Origin of the sequence: Hydrogenophaga bisanensis, from assembly GCF_042665135.1 — a bacterium.
GTDB classification, from domain to species: Bacteria; Pseudomonadota; Gammaproteobacteria; order Burkholderiales; family Burkholderiaceae_C; genus Hydrogenophaga; species Hydrogenophaga bisanensis.
The window spans coordinates 125,268-141,950 of the sequence record NZ_JBHTBX010000001.1; the positions used below are offsets into that span (position 1 = coordinate 125,268).

Here is a 16,683-nt window from a genome sequence, read left to right on the forward strand (position 1 = left end):
CTCCTTGCATTTGACCTGCGGCCCTCATCCGTACCGCGCCAGACAAAGAAAAAGCCCCGGGAGCAAGAAGCTCACGGGGCTTGATTTGGTGGGCGGTGCAGGGTTCGAACCTGCGACCCCTGCCGTGTGAAGGCAGTGCTCTACCACTGAGCTAACCGCCCGAAATCTCTGGATGCGAAGTGTTTTTCTTCAACATCTCCGATCATTCGGAAGCCTCAGATTATAGCAAGGTTTTTAGCGGATTCGATCGGTGCCTGAACTTTTTCGGAAATCACCGTCACGCAGGTTCAAGGAGCCGCCAAACCGTTTTCCCTTTGCTGGCCTTGTCGAGGTCTGCCAGCAGGGCGCGGTGGGCCTCCAGCTCGGCCTCGTTGCCGGTCAGCACGGGCAGATCGAACTGCCTCAGGTCCACCGCTTCGACACTGCCAGCCTCGCCATTGCTGTCTGAGGCGTCGATCAGCAGGGCATCCTGCCCGCGCGTCATGTTGATGTAGACGTCGGCCAGAAGCTCGGCATCCAGCAAGGCGCCGTGCAAGGTGCGACCCGAGTTGTCCACCCCCAGGCGGTCGCACAGGGCATCCAGCCCGTTGCGCTTACCCGGGAACATCTCCTTGGCCATGACCAGGCTGTCGATCACACCGGAGACCACCTGAGTGATCGGCGGACGCCCCAGCAACTCCAGTTCCTTGTTCAGGAAACTGATGTCGAAGGGCGCGTTGTGGATGATGAGTTCTGCACCCTCAAGATAGGCCAGGAGTTCGTCGGCGATCTGCGCGAACTTGGGCTTATCGCGCAAAAACTCGTTGCTGATGCCGTGCACCTTGAGCGCGTCCTCGTGGCTGTCGCGCTCCGGGTTGATGTAGTGGTGCAGGTTGTTGCCGGTGAGCTTGCGGGCCAGCAGCTCGACACAGCCGATCTCGATGATGCGATCGCCGTTCTCGGCCGATAGACCGGTGGTCTCGGTGTCCAGAACAATCTGTCTCATCAATGGTTCTCTTTGGCGTGGTTGATGGAGTATTTGGGAATCTCCACCGTGATGTCCTGCTGCGCCAGGATCGCCTGGCAGGACAGACGCGAGTTGGGCTCCAGACCCCAGGCACGGTCCAGCAGGTCCTCCTCGGCCTCCTCCATCTCATTGAGGCTTCGGAAACCCTCGCGGACGACCACGTGGCAGGTGGTGCAGGCGCAGCTCATGTCGCAGGCGTGCTCGATGTTGATGTCGTGGTCGAGCATGGCCTCGCAGATGGTGGTACCGGGCGCCGCGCTGATGGTTGCGCCCTGGGGGCAGTACTCTGGGTGGGGCAGGATCTTGATCGTGGGCATGATGTGTTGTCAGACTTCTTCGAGTTTGCGGCCCGCCAGCGCCTGCTGGATGCCTCGGTTCATTCTCAGGGCGGCGAACGCTTCGGTGCCCTTGGCCAGGGCGTCGGTCGCCGCTTCGATATCGGCGGCAGAATCCGATGTGGCCACCTGGGACAGTCGCTCGATGAGGGTGTCGATGGCCTGTCGCTCGGCGGCATCCAGCAGATCGCCGTCGGCGGCCAGCGCACTGCGGGTGGCCGCGATCATCCGGTCGGCGTCCACACGGGCTTCCACGAGGGCCCGCGCCTGCATGTCCTGCTGGGCGGTGGCAAAGCTGTCCTGGAGCATGGCGGCAATCTGCTCGTCGGACAGGCCATAGGAGGGTTTGATCTCGATGTGGGACTCGACGCCGGAGACTTGCTCCCTGGCCGTCACCGCCAGAAGGCCATCGGCATCGACCGTGAAGGTCACGCGGATTCGGGCGGCACCGGCGGCCATGGGTGGGATGCCGCGCAGCGTGAATCGCGCCAGGCTGCGACAGTCGGCCACCAGATCACGCTCACCCTGCACCACATGCAAGGACATCGCCGTCTGGCCGTCCTGATAGGTGGTGAAGTCCTGAGCCCTGGCCGTCGGGATGGTGCTGTTGCGCGGCACGATGCGCTCGACCAGACCGCCCATGGTCTCGATACCCAGCGACAGCGGGATCACATCCAGCAGCAGAAGCTCACCATCTCGGCTGTTGCCCGCCAGCGCGTTGGCCTGAATGGCGGCGCCCAGAGCCACCACCTCATCGGGATTGAGGTTGATGAGCGGATCGCGGCCAAAGAACTCACCGACGGTACGGCGGATCACCGGCATGCGGGTCGAGCCCCCCACCAGGACCACGCCTTGAACGTCATCGCGGCTGACACCAGCATCGCGCAAGGCCTTGCGCACCGCGCTGATGGTACGCGCGGTCAGCGCGGTGGTGCAGGCTTCGAAATCGGACACGGTCACCACCTGCTCAATGGTGCGACCGTCAAATTCTGCGCGGAAGGTCTCGCTGGACCGATCGGTCAGCGCTTCCTTGACGCGACGTGCCTCCTTGTGGAGCACGGCACGAGCGACGGCATCGCCGGGCGCCTCAATGCCTTGGCGCTGAAGCACCAGCGTGGCCAGGGCATGGTCATAGTCGTCGCCGCCCAGCGCAGAGTCGCCGCCAGTGGCCATGACCTCGAACACCCCCTGGGTGAGACGAAGCACGGAGATGTCAAAGGTGCCACCACCCAGGTCGTAAACCGCGTACACCCCTTCGCTTCCGTTGTCCAGGCCATAGGCTATGGCCGCAGCGGTAGGCTCGTTGATCAGGCGCAGGACGTTGATGCCGGCCAATTGGGCCGCATCCTTGGTGGCTTGACGTTGGCCATCATCAAAATAGGCTGGCACCGTGATGACCGCACCGTACAGGTCATCGGCAAAGCTGTCCTCCGCCCGATAGCGCAGGGTGGCCAGGATCTCCGCGCTGACCTCCATCGGTGTCTTGCGTCCGGCCACGGTGTCGACCACCGCCATGCCGTTCTCGTCCACAACGCGATAGGGCAGCTTGTCGACATCCACCACCTGAGCGCGCGTCCTGCCCATCAGGCGCTTGACCGAACTGATGGTGTTCACGGGATCGGAAACCTGGGCCGCCAAGGCCTCATGACCAATCTGTCGCCCTGCCCCCTGGGTGCCTGGAGCCAGGTAGCGCACCACGCTGGGCAGGATGACACGACCCTGCTCGTCCGGCAGGCACTCGGCAACGCCGTGACGAACGGCCGCCACCAGCGAATGGGTGGTGCCGAGGTCGATGCCCACCGCCACTCGTCGTTGATGGGGATCCAGGGACTGGCCGGGTTCGGAAATCTGCAGTAGTGCCATGGTTAGAAGGTGCCGGGCGGTCGGACCGCGGTGTCATCGGAGCGTTGGGCAGACGCTATTGTCCCAGTTGCTCAAGTCGAGCCTCGACATCGCGCGCAAAACGCTCAACGAACATGAGGGCTCTGACCTGCTGGGCCAGCGCTGGATAGTCGGACTCATCATCGGCCAGGCGACGGGCCTCTTCGATCATGCGGCGACGCTTCTCCGCGACCTCATCGGCCATGTCTTCCAGATCACCGGCCGAGGACGCCTCCTCCAGCGCTTCACGCCACTCCATCTGCTGAATCAGAAAATCGGAGGGCATGCGGGTGTTGTTCTCGGCATCGACGGATGCACCGTGCAGCTCGCACAGGTAGGCGGCCCGCTTGATCGGGTCCTTCAGACGCTGGTAGGCCTCATTGACCCTGACCGACCACTGCATCGCCTGGCGCTGCAACTGGGCATCGGAAGACGCGTGCCGGTCGGGATGTACCTCACGCTGGAGCTGTTTCCAGCGCTCGTCGAGCTTCATTCTGTCCAGTCCGAAGGAAGGCGTCAGGCCGAAGATCTCGAAGTCGTTCGATTGCAGGTTCATCACAAGTCAAAAGGCCGCCAGCACGGTGAGCACTGGCGGCCTGCAAGGGGTTGCAGATTCAGACGCGGAAGCTCTCGCCACAACCACAACGGTCACGCTCGTTGGGGTTGTTGAAGCGGAAGCCTTCATTGAGCCCTTCACGGACGAAATCAAGCTGTGTGCCGTCGATGTATGCCAGACTTTTGGGATCAACCAGAACCTTCACGCCGTTTTCCTCGAAGACCACATCCTCGGGAGCGATCTCGTCGGCGTACTCCAGCTTGTAGGCCAGACCGGAGCAGCCGGTGGTCTTGACGCCCAGACGAACACCCACGCCCTTGCCGCGTTTGGCGATGTACCGATTGACATGCCGCGCGGCGGCATCAGTGATGGAAATGGCCATGGATCAGGGAGCTTCAGTTCACGTGCTTCTTGCGGTAGTCGTCGACAGCCGCCTTGATGGCGTCTTCGGCGAGGATCGAGCAGTGGATCTTCACGGGCGGAAGGGCCAGTTCTTCGGCAATCTGGCTGTTCTTGAGGGCCGCCGCCTCGTCCAGCGTCTTGCCCTTGACCCACTCGGTCACCAAGGAGCTGGAGGCGATCGCGGAGCCGCAGCCGTAGGTCTTGAAGCGGGCATCCTCGATGACGCCAGTCTGCGGGTTCACCTTGATCTGCAACTTCATCACGTCACCGCAGGCCGGGGCACCGACCATGCCGGTGCCAACGGTCTCGTCTCCCTTGTCAAAGGAGCCGACGTTGCGGGGATTCTCGTAGTGGTCAACGACTTTTTCGGAATAGGCCATGGTTGTTCTCCTTCAGACACTCAGTGGGCAGCCCACTGGATGGTGGACAGGTCGATACCGTCCTTGTACATCTCCCACAGGGGTGAGAGTTCACGCAGCTTCGCCACGTTTTCGCGGATCGTGCGGATGGCGTAATCGATTTCTTCTTCCGTGGTCCAGCGGCCGATGGTCATGCGCAGGCTGCTGTGGGCCAGCTCATCGCTGCGTCCCAGGGCGCGCAACACGTAGCTGGGCTCCAGACTGGCCGAGGTACAGGCAGAGCCCGAAGACACCGCCAGCCCCTTGATGCCCATGATCAGCGATTCGCCTTCCACATAGTTGAAACTCATGTTGAGGTTGTGCGGCACGCGCTGCGTCTCGTGGCCGTTGATGAACACCTCTTCGATGTCCTTCAGGCCGTTGACCAGACGGTCATGCAGGGCACGGATACGCTTGTTCTCTTCGTGCATCTCGGCCTTGGCAATGGCATAGGCCATGCCCATGCCGACGCACTGGTGGGTGGGCAGCGTGCCCGAGCGCATGCCGCGCTCATGGCCGCCACCGTGCATCTGCGCCTCGATGCGCACGCGGGGCTTGCGCCGCACGAACAGGGCGCCAATCCCCTTGGGGCCGTAGGTCTTGTGGCTGGTCAGGCTCATCAGATCCACCGGCAACTGCTGCATGTCGATGTCCACACGGCCGGTGGCCTGGGCCGCGTCCACATGGAAAATCACGCCTTTTTCACGGCAGATCGCACCGATGGCCGCGATGTCCTGGATGACACCGATCTCGTTGTTGACGAACATGACCGACGCCAGGATGGTGTCGGGACGGATGGCCGCCTTGAACACGTCCAGATCAAGCAGGCCGTCCGACTTCACATCGAGGTAGGTGACCTCGAAGCCCTGCCGCTCCAGCTCGCGGCAGGTGTCCAGCACCGCCTTGTGCTCGGTCTTGACCGTGATGATGTGCTTGCCCCGGGACTGGTAGAAGTGGGCCGCCCCCTTGAGCGCCAGGTTGTTGGACTCGGTGGCGCCGCTGGTCCACACGATCTCGCGCGGATCGGCGTTGATGAGGGCCGCGACCTGCTCGCGTGCAGTTTCCACGGCCTTTTCCGCCTCCCATCCCCAGGCATGGCTGCGGGAGGCCGGGTTGCCGAAATGCTCGCGCAGCCAGGGAATCATGGCATCCACCACCCGCGGATCGCACGGGTTGGTGGCGCTGTAGTCCATGTAGATGGGAAAGTGAGGAGTGGTCATTGTGGTGTGTCGTGGGTACGTGTCTGCAGACGGCCGCTGCACGCCTGGAACCCGGGGAAACGCTCAAGGAGTCGTTGCCCCTGCCAGGCCTGGCGTCCGACGGTCTGGTTTACTTGGACAAGGCGGCTCCACCCAGGGCGAAAACCGAATTGGGAGCGTTGACGCGGATGGGCTTGACCACCGGAGCACTGGAGATGGCCCGCTTGATCAGCGGCGCATTCTCCACCACTACACCCTTGGCGATCTGCTCGTCAACCAAGGACTGCAGGGACACCGAGTCCAGGAAGTCGACCATCTTCGCGTTGAGCTGGGACCACAGATCGTGGGTCATGCAGCGGTTGCCCTCACCGAGGCAGTTTTCCTTGCCACCGCACTGGGTGGCATCGATGGGCTCATCCACGGACACGATGATGTCGGCCACCGTGATGTCGCGGGCTTTGCGGCCGAGGGTGTAGCCACCGCCCGGCCCCCGGGTGGACTCGACGAGTTCATGGCGACGCAGCTTGCCAAAGAGCTGCTCCAGATAGGACAGGGAGATCTGCTGACGCTGACTGATGGCGGCCAGCGTGACGGGACCGTTGTTCTGGCGCAGGGCCAGATCGATCATGGCGGTGACCGCAAAGCGGCCTTTGGTCGTGAGGCGCATTTCAAGCTCCTGTGGGCATGGCTTGACTGTCAAAGGGATCGGCACCGCCAGAGGCAAGCCGACGTTTCTCCACCCACCCGATCACCTGCGGTGATGCTGTTGCCGATGGTTCCCGACTGTTTTCGTCGAGTATACCTCAAAAACCGAGTATTTTTATCGGCTTAGCGCAAGTGTAGCGCATTTGTCCAAGACAAATCAATCTTCAAAGCCGTTTTCTTGGTGTTCGGCTGCGCCCCGAAACTTCAGGCGGACACAGGTGCCCGGGCGGGCGGGTTCAAACAGGACCTCCGCCCCGATCTCGGCCGCCCGGATGCGGATATTGCCGATCCCCCTGCCACCCATGCCCGCCACCGGCGCGGCCCAACGCCCCAGACCGACGCCGTTGTCACACACGCTGAGCACGACCGCGTCACCCTCGGTATACGTGCTGACGGTCACCCGACTGGCATGGGCATGCTTGACCACGTTGGCAAACACTTCCTGAAGACAGCGGAACAGGTGCATGACCCCCCTCGCCTCCAGGCCAGGCACGGCGGGCACCTCCTGGACCTGCCAGTCCAGCTCGATGTGGGCGGCTTCCAGCGCTGGCGCAATGCGCATGCGAAGGGTGCCCAGAATGGTCGCCAGATCCCCGTCCATGGGCTCCAGCGAGTCCAGTGTCATGCGCAGATCCTCCAGCGCATGCCCGATCATGCCGGCCACCGCCGCGCTGTCGACCTTCTCGCCGCTCGCACGGACCAGGTTGAGTGCCTGCACGAGCTGACTGCCCAAGCCGTCGTGCATGTCGCGCGTCAGCCGCCGTCGCTCGGCCTCGATGATGCGCTGCCGCTCCACCGACCTGAGCCGGTCAAACATGGTCTGAAGCTCCTGCTCGCGCTCCCGGACGCGCTGGGCCAGTTCGGCGTTGAGGGCGCCGACCTGCTCCAGCGACAGCACCGAGCGGTGCAGCAACACCCAGCCCATGGCGAACATCAGCACCAGGCTGCCCGGGGTCATCCAGCGAATGTCGATATCCCCCGGAAAACCCAGCTGGACCACGAGATAGTCACGCAGACCGGTCACCATCACGGCCAGCCCCACCACGACCATGAGCCGCTGGCTCGCATCGATGCCCCAGCGCGCGCGATGGATCACCCCCAGCAGGGCCATGACACAGATCCCGATCACCACGGTCATCCAGGCGCGGTAGAGCACGTAGTCCTCGGCCAGGACCAGCACCAGCATCCAGATGGGGGCGACGAGCATCATGGCATTGACCAGTTTGCGGAAAAGCCCTTGACGGAAGTCGAACAGTTCCCACATGAACAGGTACACAAACCCGCAGTACCAGGTGAAACTGAGCTTGTGGACACAATCCCAGAACGCAAAGGAACCGGGCAACTGCACCTGCACGGACAGGAACAGCCGGACAACCAGGACCAGCAGTCCACCCGCCAGCAGACCAAAGAGCCTTTCCCGGGTCTGGCCCCAGATGAGCAGGGACAGCAGACCGAGCAACAGCGCGGCCGAGGTGACCATCCAGGTGAGATCGACCTGCCACCAGTGCAGCCAGTGGTGTCGTTGCCAGATCGCATCCTGCGGACCGAGCCAGACCTGCGACAGACCGCTGATGCGCAAGGCCTCGCCTCTGACCTGGACGACCAGTTCATTGCGGTCCCATTCGGATTTGAGCAGTCCGGGCAGGATCGGCACCACGTGGGCATAGGTACCGGCATCGCTGTAGCCGGGATTGCTGTGCCAGCCTTCACCCGCGATTTCGTGCCCGTTGAGCAGCACCCGGAAGTGCACCCCCACCCGCGGCAGCAGCAGGGCCACGCCCGGGTCGCTATGAGCCGCCTCGGTCAATGCGGCAGGCAGCTCAATGCGGTAACTGGCCTCGCCAGTCCAGCGGCGGTGGCTGTTGTCCCAGGAATGGGGCAGCGACACGGTGGACGCATCTTCTGCGGACTCACCGGATTGCCACACCCTGGCCTCTGTGATCGGGACAGCCCCCTCCACGGAAGCCACCCGCGTCACCAGTGCCATGGTCAACAACATCAGGCTGACGAGGACTGCCGCCCAGAGCCAGGCGGGAACCCGCATCCACGCACGGACAGCATCCCGCTTCACAGCAACCCCCGCTCCTGCGCTGCCCGAAGCACCTGGACCCGGCTGTGCACTGACAGCTTGCGGTAGAGGTTCTTGATGTGGGTGCCGACCGTGGCAGGCGAGATCGAAAGCCTGGTGGCGATCTCCTTGTTCACGTACCCTTGTGCAACGAGCTTCAGGACCTCGGTTTCCCGCTCCGACAGTTGATGCTCAGGACTGGCGGTGATCGAGGCGTTCGGAACTTCCGGGCGGAATTGCCGAAGCAGCAGTCTGGCCAGAATGGGCGAGATGGGGGCGCCACCGGCGAGGATCTGATCGATGGCCGACAGGAGTTCGTCGTGGGTACAGCCTTTGAGCACGTAACCCGTGGCGCCCGACTGCAAGGCCTCGAGAAGGCGGGACTCCTCACCGAACACCGTAAAGACCAGCAATTCGGCATCCGGACAGGCTCGCGCGAGCTGACGCAGCAGATCCTCACCTCGTCCGTCGGGCAGGCCGAGGTCGACCAGGAACACATTGGCACCACTGACTGGCGCCATTTGAAGCGCCTGAACCACGCTGCCCGCGTGTCCAACCAGTTGCCAACCAGGACGTCCATCCAGGGCCTGCGTCACAAAGGACAGGATGGTGGGATCGTCTTCAATCAGGTAGATGCGTGCTTCAACGTGCATGTGGGGTCACGGCGGACAACATACACCGATGGTACCCAGCGGACAGAGCGTCTCAGGCGACATGGTCGAGACCCGGGGCACCCAGCACCCGTTCCTTGAGGCTGTGCAACTGGTCGCGCACCTGGGCCGCCTTCTCGAACTCCAGGTTGCGGGCATGCTCCAGCATCAGCTTCTCCAGCCGCTTGATCTCTCGCGCCAGGTCCTTCTCGCTCATGGCCTCGGCCTGTTCGCGCGCCGCCGCCTCGTTGGCCAGACGGTCGGCCTCCTTGCCGGCCTTTTCGCTGTACACCCCGTCGATCAGGTCCTTGACGCGCTTGTTCAGCGCCTTGGGCGTGATGCCGTTCGCTTCGTTGAAGGCCTGCTGTTTGGTGCGCCGCCGCTCGGTCTCGTCAATGGCTTTTTTCATCGAGTCGGTGATGCGGTCGGCGTACAGGATGGCACGCCCGTTGAGGTTGCGCGCCGCACGGCCAATCGTCTGGATCAGGCTGCGCTCGGCGCGCAGGAAGCCCTCTTTGTCGGCATCCAGGATGGCCACCAGCGACACCTCGGGAATGTCCAGGCCTTCGCGCAGCAGGTTGATGCCCACCAGCACGTCGAAGGCGCCCAGTCGCAGGTCGCGAATGATCTCGACCCGTTCGACCGTGTCCACATCGCTGTGCAGGTAGCGGACCTTGACGCCGTTTTCGGTCAGGTAGTCGGTCAGCTGCTCGGCCATGCGCTTGGTCAGCGTGGTGATGAGCACCCGCTCGTTCTTCTCCACGCGGATGCGGATTTCCTGCAGCACGTCGTCCACCTGGTGGGTGGCGGGGCGTACCTCAATGGCCGGGTCCACCAGGCCGGTAGGCCGCACCACCTGCTCGACCACCTTGCCGGCGTGCTGCTTTTCGTAGTCGGCCGGTGTGGCCGACACGAAGATGCACTGGCGCATGCGCGCCTCGAACTCCTCGAACTTCAGCGGGCGGTTGTCCAGCGCGCTGGGCAGACGGAAGCCATACTCGACCAGCGTGGTCTTGCGCTGGCGGTCGCCGTTGTACATGGCATTGAGCTGGCCGATCATCTGGTGACTCTCGTCCAGGAACATGATCGCGTCGCGCGGCAGGTAGTCGGTCAGCGTCGCCGGGGGATCGCCGGGCTGGCTGCCGGCCAGGTGACGCGAGTAGTTCTCGATGCCCTTGCAGTGCCCCACCTCGCTGAGCATTTCCAGATCGAAGCGGGTGCGCTGTTCCAGCCGCTGGGCCTCGACCAGCTTGCCCATGCCCACCAGTTCCTTGAGCCGCTGCTCCAGCTCGGCCTTGATCGACTCGACGGCGTTGAGCACCTGCTCGCGCGGCGTCACGTAGTGGCTGCTGGGAAACACGGTGAAGCGCGGGATCTTCTGCCGCACCTTGCCCGTCAGGGGATCGAACAACTGAAGGCTCTCGATCTCGTCGTCGAACAGCTCGATGCGAATCGCCATCTCGGAATGTTCTGCCGGGAAGACGTCGATGGTGTCGCCCCGCACCCGGAACTTGCCACGGGAGAAGTCCTGCTCATTGCGGGTGTACTGCATGCGCACCAGCTGCGCGATCATGTCCCGCTGTCCCGCCTTGTCGCCCACGCGCAGGGTCATCACCATCTGGTGGTAGCTCTCGGGCTTGCCGATGCCGTAAATGGCCGAAACGGTGGCCACGATCACCACGTCGCGCCGCTCCAGAATGCTCTTGGTACAACTCAGCCTCATCTGTTCGATGTGCTCGTTGATCGCGCTGTCCTTCTCGATGAACAGGTCGCGCTGCGGCACATAAGCCTCTGGCTGGTAGTAGTCGTAGTAGCTGACGAAGTACTCGACCGCGTTCTTGGGGAAGAACTCGCGGAACTCCGAATACAGCTGTGCTGCCAGCGTCTTGTTGGGTGCGAACACGATGGCCGGACGCCCGATGCGGGCGATCACATTGGCCATGGTGAAGGTCTTGCCCGAGCCAGTCACACCCAGCAGGGTCTGAAACACCTCGCCATCCTCGATGCCTTCGACCAGACCGGCAATGGCGGTAGGCTGGTCACCAGCGGGCGGGTACGGCTGAAACAGTTCAAAAGGCGAACCCGGAAAGCGCACAAATTCACCCGCCTGGGCAGCGACGTCGTCGACCAATGTCAGGGGAACAGCAGACACAGCGTTCATGGCGGATAAAATTGCGGGTTAACCCGACAGCGTACCGCAAACCGGATGCGCTGGGTGGGTTGAACCGATCACCTCCGCCGCCGAGCAACCAACCCTTCAGGACGCCTGACATGTCTCTGTTTTCCGCCGTCGAAATGGCCCCCCGCGACCCGATCCTGGGTCTGAACGAGCAGTTTGCTGCCGACACCAACCCCAACAAGGTCAACCTGGGCGTGGGCGTGTACTTCGACGACAACGGCAAACTGCCGTTGCTGCAGTGTGTGCAGGCGGCCGAAAAGGCCATGATGGACAAGCCGTCTCCACGTGGCTACCTCCCCATTGATGGCATCGTTGCCTATGACAACGCGGTCAAGGCGCTGGTCTTCGGTGCCGAATCCGATGTGGTCAAGAGCGGCCGTGTCGCCACCGTGCAGGCCATCGGCGGCACTGGCGGTCTCAAGATCGGCGCCGATTTCCTCAAGAAGGTCAGCCCGGATGCGAAGGTGCTGATCAGCGACCCGAGCTGGGAAAACCACCGCGCCATCTTCCAGAACGCCGGCTTCGAAGTGGGCAGCTACCGCTACTACGACGCCGCGACCCGCTCGGTCAACTTCGAGGGCATGCTGGCCGACCTGAACGCTGCCGCCCCCGGCACCATCGTGGTCCTGCACGCCTGCTGCCACAACCCCACCGGCTACGACATCACCGCTGCCCAGTGGGACCAGGTGATTGCCGTCGTCAAGGCCAAGGGCCTGACCGCCTTCCTGGACATGGCTTACCAGGGCTTCGGTCACGGCATCGCTGAAGACGGGGCCGTGATCGGCAAGTTCGTGGCCGCTGGCCTGAACATCTTCGTGTCCACCTCTTTCTCCAAGAGCTTCAGCCTCTACGGTGAGCGCGTCGGCGCCCTGTCCGTCGTGGCCTCCGACAAGGACGAAGCCGCCCGTGTGCTGAGCCAACTCAAGATCGTCATCCGCACCAATTACTCCAACCCGCCCACCCACGGTGGTGCGGTGGTCGCTGCGGTGCTGAACAACCCCGAACTGCGTGCCCTGTGGGAAATAGAGCTGTGTGAAATGCGCGTTCGCATCAAGGAAATGCGCCAGAAGCTGGTGGATGGCCTGAAAGCGGCCGGCGTGCAGCAGGACATGAGCTTCATCACCACCCAGATCGGCATGTTCAGTTACTCCGGCCTGTCCAAAGACCAGATGGTGCGCCTGCGCAGCGAATTTGGTGTCTATGGCACGGACACCGGTCGCATGTGTGTCGCCGCCCTGAACAGCAAGAACATTGACTACGTGTGTCAGGCGATTGCCAAGGTGATCTGACGCCCGCCGTTGCAGACCTTCGAAGGGCCGCCTAGTGCGGCCCTTTTTGTTTGGCAATCTCTGGTCCCACACATGACCAGGCGCATCCAAACCTTTCACGAACGTGACAGTTGTTGCGAGATATTAGGTGTTTTTCCCAGAACAGACATGCCGACTTGCTGATATATTGTGCACTGCAACATAACCATTTTCAGGTCGTCCCATGCTCTACCAGATCTACGAAACCCAGCGATCCTTGATGGAACCCTTCGCCGATCTGGCGGAGGTGGCCGCCAAGCTCTACGCCAACCCTTTGTCCCCTCTGGGCCAGATTCCCATGGCACAACGGGTCTCGGCCTACTTCGACCTGCTGCACCGACTGGGCAAGGACTACGAGAAGCCGGTCTTTGGCATCCGCACCGTGGACGTGGACGGGGTGGAAGTCGCCATCCACGAGCGGGTGGAGATTGACAAGCCTTTCTGCGAGCTGCGCCGCTTCAAGCGCTTTTCGGACGATCTGCCGACGCTGGACAAGCTCAAGGGACAGCCGGTGGTCCTGATCGTGGCGCCCCTGTCGGGCCACTACGCCACGCTGTTGCGCGACACGGTGCGCACCATGCTCAAGGACCACAAGGTGTATATCACCGACTGGAAGAACGCTCGGCTGGTGCCGCTGTCCGACGGCGAGTTCCACCTGGACGACTACATCAACTACGTCCAGGAATTCATCCGCTACCTGCAGAAGACCTATGGCAACTGCCACGTCATGAGCGTCTGCCAGCCCACCGTGCCGGTGCTGGCCGCCGTTTCATTGATGGCCAGCCGGGGGGAAACCACGCCCCTGTCGATGACCATGATGGGAGGCCCCATCGATGCGAGCAAGTCCCCCACCGCCGTCAACAACCTGGCCACGCAACGCAGTCACGCCTGGTTCGAAAACAACGTGATCTACCGCGTACCGACCAACTTCCCTGGCGCTGGTCGGCGCGTTTACCCTGGCTTCCTCCAGCACGCCGGTTTCGTGGCCATGAACCCTGACCGGCATGCCAACAGCCACTACGACTACTTCCAGGACCTGATCAAGGGCGACATGTCCAGCGCGGAAAGCCACCGTGCGTTCTACGACGAGTACAACGCGGTACTGGACATGGATGCCGACTACTACCTGCAAACGATCGAGACGGTCTTCCAGGAGTTCAAGCTGGTCAAGGGCACCTGGGACGTGAAAAACGAAAAGGGCAAGATCGAGCGCGTTCGGCCGCAGGACATCCGGACATCGGCCTTGCTGACCATCGAGGGCGAACTCGACGACATCTCCGGTTCCGGACAGACGGCCGCGGCCCATGACCTGTGCACCGGCATCGCCACGTCGCAGCACAAGCATTTTGAGGTACCCGGCGCTGGTCACTACGGCATTTTCAGCGGACGCCGGTGGCGGGAAATGGTGTACCCGGTGGTCAAGGCCTTCATCCTGGACCACCAACCGTCCAAATCGGCCCAGGTGAACAGCGCTGCGCCCACCACGTCCCCCGCTGCGCGTCGCAACCGCAAGACTGCAGCCTGACCGCACTGCCGTTGGCGGTGTCTGACCGGGGTTGAGTGCAGCGCCGGCTATAGTTCCGGCATGAATGACTTCGCCCGCCGCATTGATGCGGCCCTGCCCCAGACGCAATGCACACGCTGCGGCTACCCGGACTGTGCGGCCTACGCCCAGGCCATTGCTTCGGGCGAGGCCGACATCAACCAATGTCCACCCGGTGGCACCGAGGGTGTGGAGCGCTTGTCGGCGATCACCGGTCGGCCGGTGTCGCCGTTGAATCCCGAGTTCGGCATTGAAGGCCCGCTCACCGTCGCCATCATCGATGAAAGCTGGTGCATCGGATGCACCCTGTGCATCAAGGCCTGCCCGACCGATGCCATCGTCGGCAGCAACAAGCACATGCACACCGTCATCGAGTCCTACTGCACCGGCTGTGAGCTCTGCATTCCGGTCTGTCCGGTCGACTGCATCTCGCTGGAGCCCGTCAGCGGCAGCAAGACCGGGTGGTCTGCCTGGCCAGATGCCTTGGCTCGGCAGGCCAGGGATCGCTACGACGCACGCAAGTCAAGGCTCGCCCGGGAGAAAACTGAACATGAGGCCAGGCTGGAAGCCAAAGCCCGCGCCAAACTGGCCGACCTGCCCGCCCATTCCCTGCACACCGATCCAGCAGTCCTTGACAGGAAACGTGCGGTGATTGAGGCCGCGTTGGCCAGGGCGCGGCAGCGGCGCGAGCAAGCCAGCGAGAGCTGAGGGGCCTCCTCACGGCCACTGTCTCAGGCTGGCTGGGGAGCGCTCTTGTACACCCCGCATCCCACGTACAGGTCATCGACCTTGGTGACGTAGGACATTTTGGTCTGGACGGCCCCAGTGGCCGGGTTGACGATGTCGTATTCCACCCAGCCGGGTTCGAGTTCGGCCTGGGCAATGATGGACGCCAGCAAGGAGGCCCCATCGACGCCGGGGATGTCCTGCACGCGTGAGCCGACCTTCTCAGGTTTGCCACCAAACGCCCGGTAGGAGCCCTGGCTGTCGAGCGCAAACACGTACATGTCGCGATCGAAGAACTCGCCAGTGGCCGACGTGATGCCCTGCAGGAACGCTTCCTTGCCCGTCTGCCTGCGGAACGCCAGGGCGCGCGAAACCATCTCCATCGCTTCCTGCGCGGTACCTTGCTGCAACTGGAAGGAGGAGACTGCCTGTGAGAGATGCTCAGCGCGATGCTCCAGCAGATTCGCCTGCTGCACCGCACGTTCGACCATCTGCGCGTTGCGCTGGGTGATTTCGTCCAGCTGCTTGACGGCGGAAGAGATCTCGCTCAAACCACTGCTCTGCTCGGCACTGGCTGAGGAGATCAGGGACATGTTGGCGGCCACGCCTCGCACGCCATTGACGATCTGGGAAATGTTGCTGCCCGCCGTCCGGATCTGGCGGACGCTGGAGTCCACCTGCTGGGTCGATGCTTCAATCAGCTGGCGGATCTCCCGGGCCGATGCGGCGGAACGCTGGGCAAGGTTTCGCACTTCGCTGGCCACCACGGCAAATCCCCTGCCCGCCTCGCCTGCACGGGCGGCCTCCACCGCCGCATTGAGCGCCAGGATATTGGTCTGGAAGGCCAGGCTGTCAATCACCCCGATGATTTCATTCATCTGCTGCGCACTGCGCTGGATGACTTCCACCGATCCGATGGCGCCTTCCATGGCGGAGGCGCCGGACTCCGCCACTGATCGCACCTTGATGGCCTGCTCATCTGACTCGCGGGCCGTCTGGGCGTTCTGGTGCACGGTCGAAGACAGTTCCTGGACGCTGGCCGACGTCTGCTCCAGGTTGGCGGCCTGTTGCTCGGTCCTGTCCGCCAGATCTCGGTTGCCAGCGGCCAATGTCCTGCCGGCATAGGCCACCAGGGCCGAGTTGCTGCGCACCTCGGCCACCGTCGCCGAGAGGCTGGCATTGAGACGCTCGACGAGAAGGGCCAGCTCGGCCAACTCGTCCCGCCCGTTGATGTGCACACGTGCCCGAAGGTTGCCGCCCGCGGTTTCGCGCATGACCTCGATCACGCGACGGAAATCCAGGATGAAGCTGGTTCGAAGGGCCGCAAACAGGTAGGCCACCAGGATCACGCCAAGCCCCGTGGCGGCGTAGGTTGCCATCAGCAAGCGCTCGTCGGCAGCAATTCTTTTCTCCAGAGAAGCAACCCGGGCTACGGCGTCGGAGTCTGAGGCCGCACCCGCCAGGGTGGAGAGCTCCGCCCGGTGATCCTGCACATCCGCATGCAGCCGGTGGATCAGCATGGCACTGATAAGCACCAAGGGGAGGATCAGAACCGCGGCCAACAGGCCGAGCTTTGCCGACAGGCGCATGCGCCGCATCAGCGAAACCCCGGGGCGCAGAACAGTGAATTCTTTCATGACGACGGCTGAGTGGGTGAGACCTTATCCATTTGGATTTATATCGGTGCATTCATCCTCTGTCTTGAGTATGAAATCGGCGCCGTGACTC

General features: G+C 62.9%; 15 protein-coding genes and 1 tRNA gene. 3 read left to right on the top strand and 13 right to left on the bottom strand.

The annotated features are described in order from the left end of the window. Positions 1 to 86: 86 nt before the first annotated feature. The 12 genes from ACFQNJ_RS00625 to uvrB all read right to left on the bottom strand — a co-directional run bounded on the left by ACFQNJ_RS00625 (position 87) and on the right by uvrB (position 11,361). Positions 87 to 161 (bottom strand) — tRNA-Val (locus tag ACFQNJ_RS00625). Positions 162 to 277: 116 nt separating this feature from the next. Beyond that, positions 278 to 985 (bottom strand): DNA polymerase III subunit epsilon, encoded by a 708-nt coding sequence (gene dnaQ, locus ACFQNJ_RS00630; protein ID WP_374639172.1) that lies wholly within the window; start codon positions 983 to 985, stop codon positions 278 to 280. Continuing rightward, positions 985 to 1,323 carry an ISC system 2Fe-2S type ferredoxin gene (gene fdx / locus ACFQNJ_RS00635; protein ID WP_374639173.1) on the bottom strand — a complete coding sequence of 113 codons (339 nt, stop codon included), beginning with the start codon at positions 1,321 to 1,323 and terminating at the stop codon, positions 985 to 987. The genes dnaQ and fdx overlap by 1 nt, the downstream gene beginning before the upstream one ends. Before the next feature lie 9 nt (positions 1,324 to 1,332). Beyond that, the gene (gene hscA, locus ACFQNJ_RS00640; RefSeq protein WP_382253078.1) at positions 1,333 to 3,204 is read right to left on the bottom strand and encodes a Fe-S protein assembly chaperone HscA; all 1,872 of its coding nucleotides are present in this window, start codon (positions 3,202 to 3,204) and stop codon (positions 1,333 to 1,335) included. Positions 3,205 to 3,259: 55 nt separating this feature from the next. Next, positions 3,260 to 3,778, bottom strand: coding sequence for a Fe-S protein assembly co-chaperone HscB (gene hscB / locus ACFQNJ_RS00645; protein WP_382253080.1), 519 nt, complete (start codon positions 3,776 to 3,778; stop codon positions 3,260 to 3,262). A 58-nt stretch (positions 3,779 to 3,836) separates the two neighbouring features. Beyond that, positions 3,837 to 4,160 (bottom strand): iron-sulfur cluster assembly protein IscA, encoded by a 324-nt coding sequence (iscA, locus tag ACFQNJ_RS00650; protein ID WP_374639176.1) that lies wholly within the window; start codon positions 4,158 to 4,160, stop codon positions 3,837 to 3,839. Positions 4,161 to 4,173: 13 nt separating this feature from the next. Next, positions 4,174 to 4,560, bottom strand: a complete 387-nt coding sequence (gene iscU / locus ACFQNJ_RS00655; protein WP_374639177.1) for a Fe-S cluster assembly scaffold IscU — start codon at positions 4,558 to 4,560, stop codon at positions 4,174 to 4,176. Between the two features lie 20 nt (positions 4,561 to 4,580). After that, positions 4,581 to 5,798: an IscS subfamily cysteine desulfurase gene (locus ACFQNJ_RS00660; RefSeq protein ID WP_374639178.1), complete on the bottom strand. Its 1,218-nt coding sequence runs from the start codon at positions 5,796 to 5,798 to the stop codon at positions 4,581 to 4,583. Between the two features lie 109 nt (positions 5,799 to 5,907). Beyond that, positions 5,908 to 6,444 (bottom strand): Fe-S cluster assembly transcriptional regulator IscR, encoded by a 537-nt coding sequence (gene iscR / locus ACFQNJ_RS00665; RefSeq protein ID WP_382253083.1) that lies wholly within the window; start codon positions 6,442 to 6,444, stop codon positions 5,908 to 5,910. Between the two features lie 195 nt (positions 6,445 to 6,639). Then, a complete protein-coding gene (locus ACFQNJ_RS00670) occupies positions 6,640 to 8,553 on the bottom strand; it encodes a sensor histidine kinase (protein ID WP_382253084.1) in 1,914 nt (637 codons plus the stop codon). Beyond that, positions 8,550 to 9,203, bottom strand: a complete 654-nt coding sequence (locus ACFQNJ_RS00675; protein ID WP_382253086.1) for a LuxR C-terminal-related transcriptional regulator — start codon at positions 9,201 to 9,203, stop codon at positions 8,550 to 8,552. Before ACFQNJ_RS00675 ends, ACFQNJ_RS00670 begins: the two co-directional genes overlap by 4 nt. 52 nt (positions 9,204 to 9,255) lie before the next feature. Then, positions 9,256 to 11,361 carry an excinuclease ABC subunit UvrB gene (uvrB, locus tag ACFQNJ_RS00680; protein WP_382253087.1) on the bottom strand — a complete coding sequence of 702 codons (2,106 nt, stop codon included), beginning with the start codon at positions 11,359 to 11,361 and terminating at the stop codon, positions 9,256 to 9,258. Between the two features lie 110 nt (positions 11,362 to 11,471). Between uvrB and ACFQNJ_RS00685 the strand changes: the two genes are divergently transcribed. The 3 genes from ACFQNJ_RS00685 to rsxB all read left to right on the top strand — a co-directional run bounded on the left by ACFQNJ_RS00685 (position 11,472) and on the right by rsxB (position 14,937). Continuing rightward, entirely contained in the window at positions 11,472 to 12,668 is a 1,197-nt protein-coding gene (locus ACFQNJ_RS00685) for an amino acid aminotransferase (protein WP_382253089.1), read from the top strand. Between the two features lie 202 nt (positions 12,669 to 12,870). Further along, positions 12,871 to 14,211: a polyhydroxyalkanoate depolymerase gene (locus tag ACFQNJ_RS00690; protein WP_374639184.1), complete on the top strand. Its 1,341-nt coding sequence runs from the start codon at positions 12,871 to 12,873 to the stop codon at positions 14,209 to 14,211. Between the two features lie 60 nt (positions 14,212 to 14,271). Then, positions 14,272 to 14,937, top strand: coding sequence for an electron transport complex subunit RsxB (gene rsxB, locus ACFQNJ_RS00695; RefSeq protein WP_382253091.1), 666 nt, complete (start codon positions 14,272 to 14,274; stop codon positions 14,935 to 14,937). A 23-nt stretch (positions 14,938 to 14,960) separates the two neighbouring features. Here the strand turns inward: rsxB and ACFQNJ_RS00700 are convergent, their stop codons facing one another. Beyond that, positions 14,961 to 16,592, bottom strand: a complete 1,632-nt coding sequence (locus ACFQNJ_RS00700) for a methyl-accepting chemotaxis protein (protein ID WP_382253093.1) — start codon at positions 16,590 to 16,592, stop codon at positions 14,961 to 14,963. Positions 16,593 to 16,683: the final 91 nt, after the last annotated feature.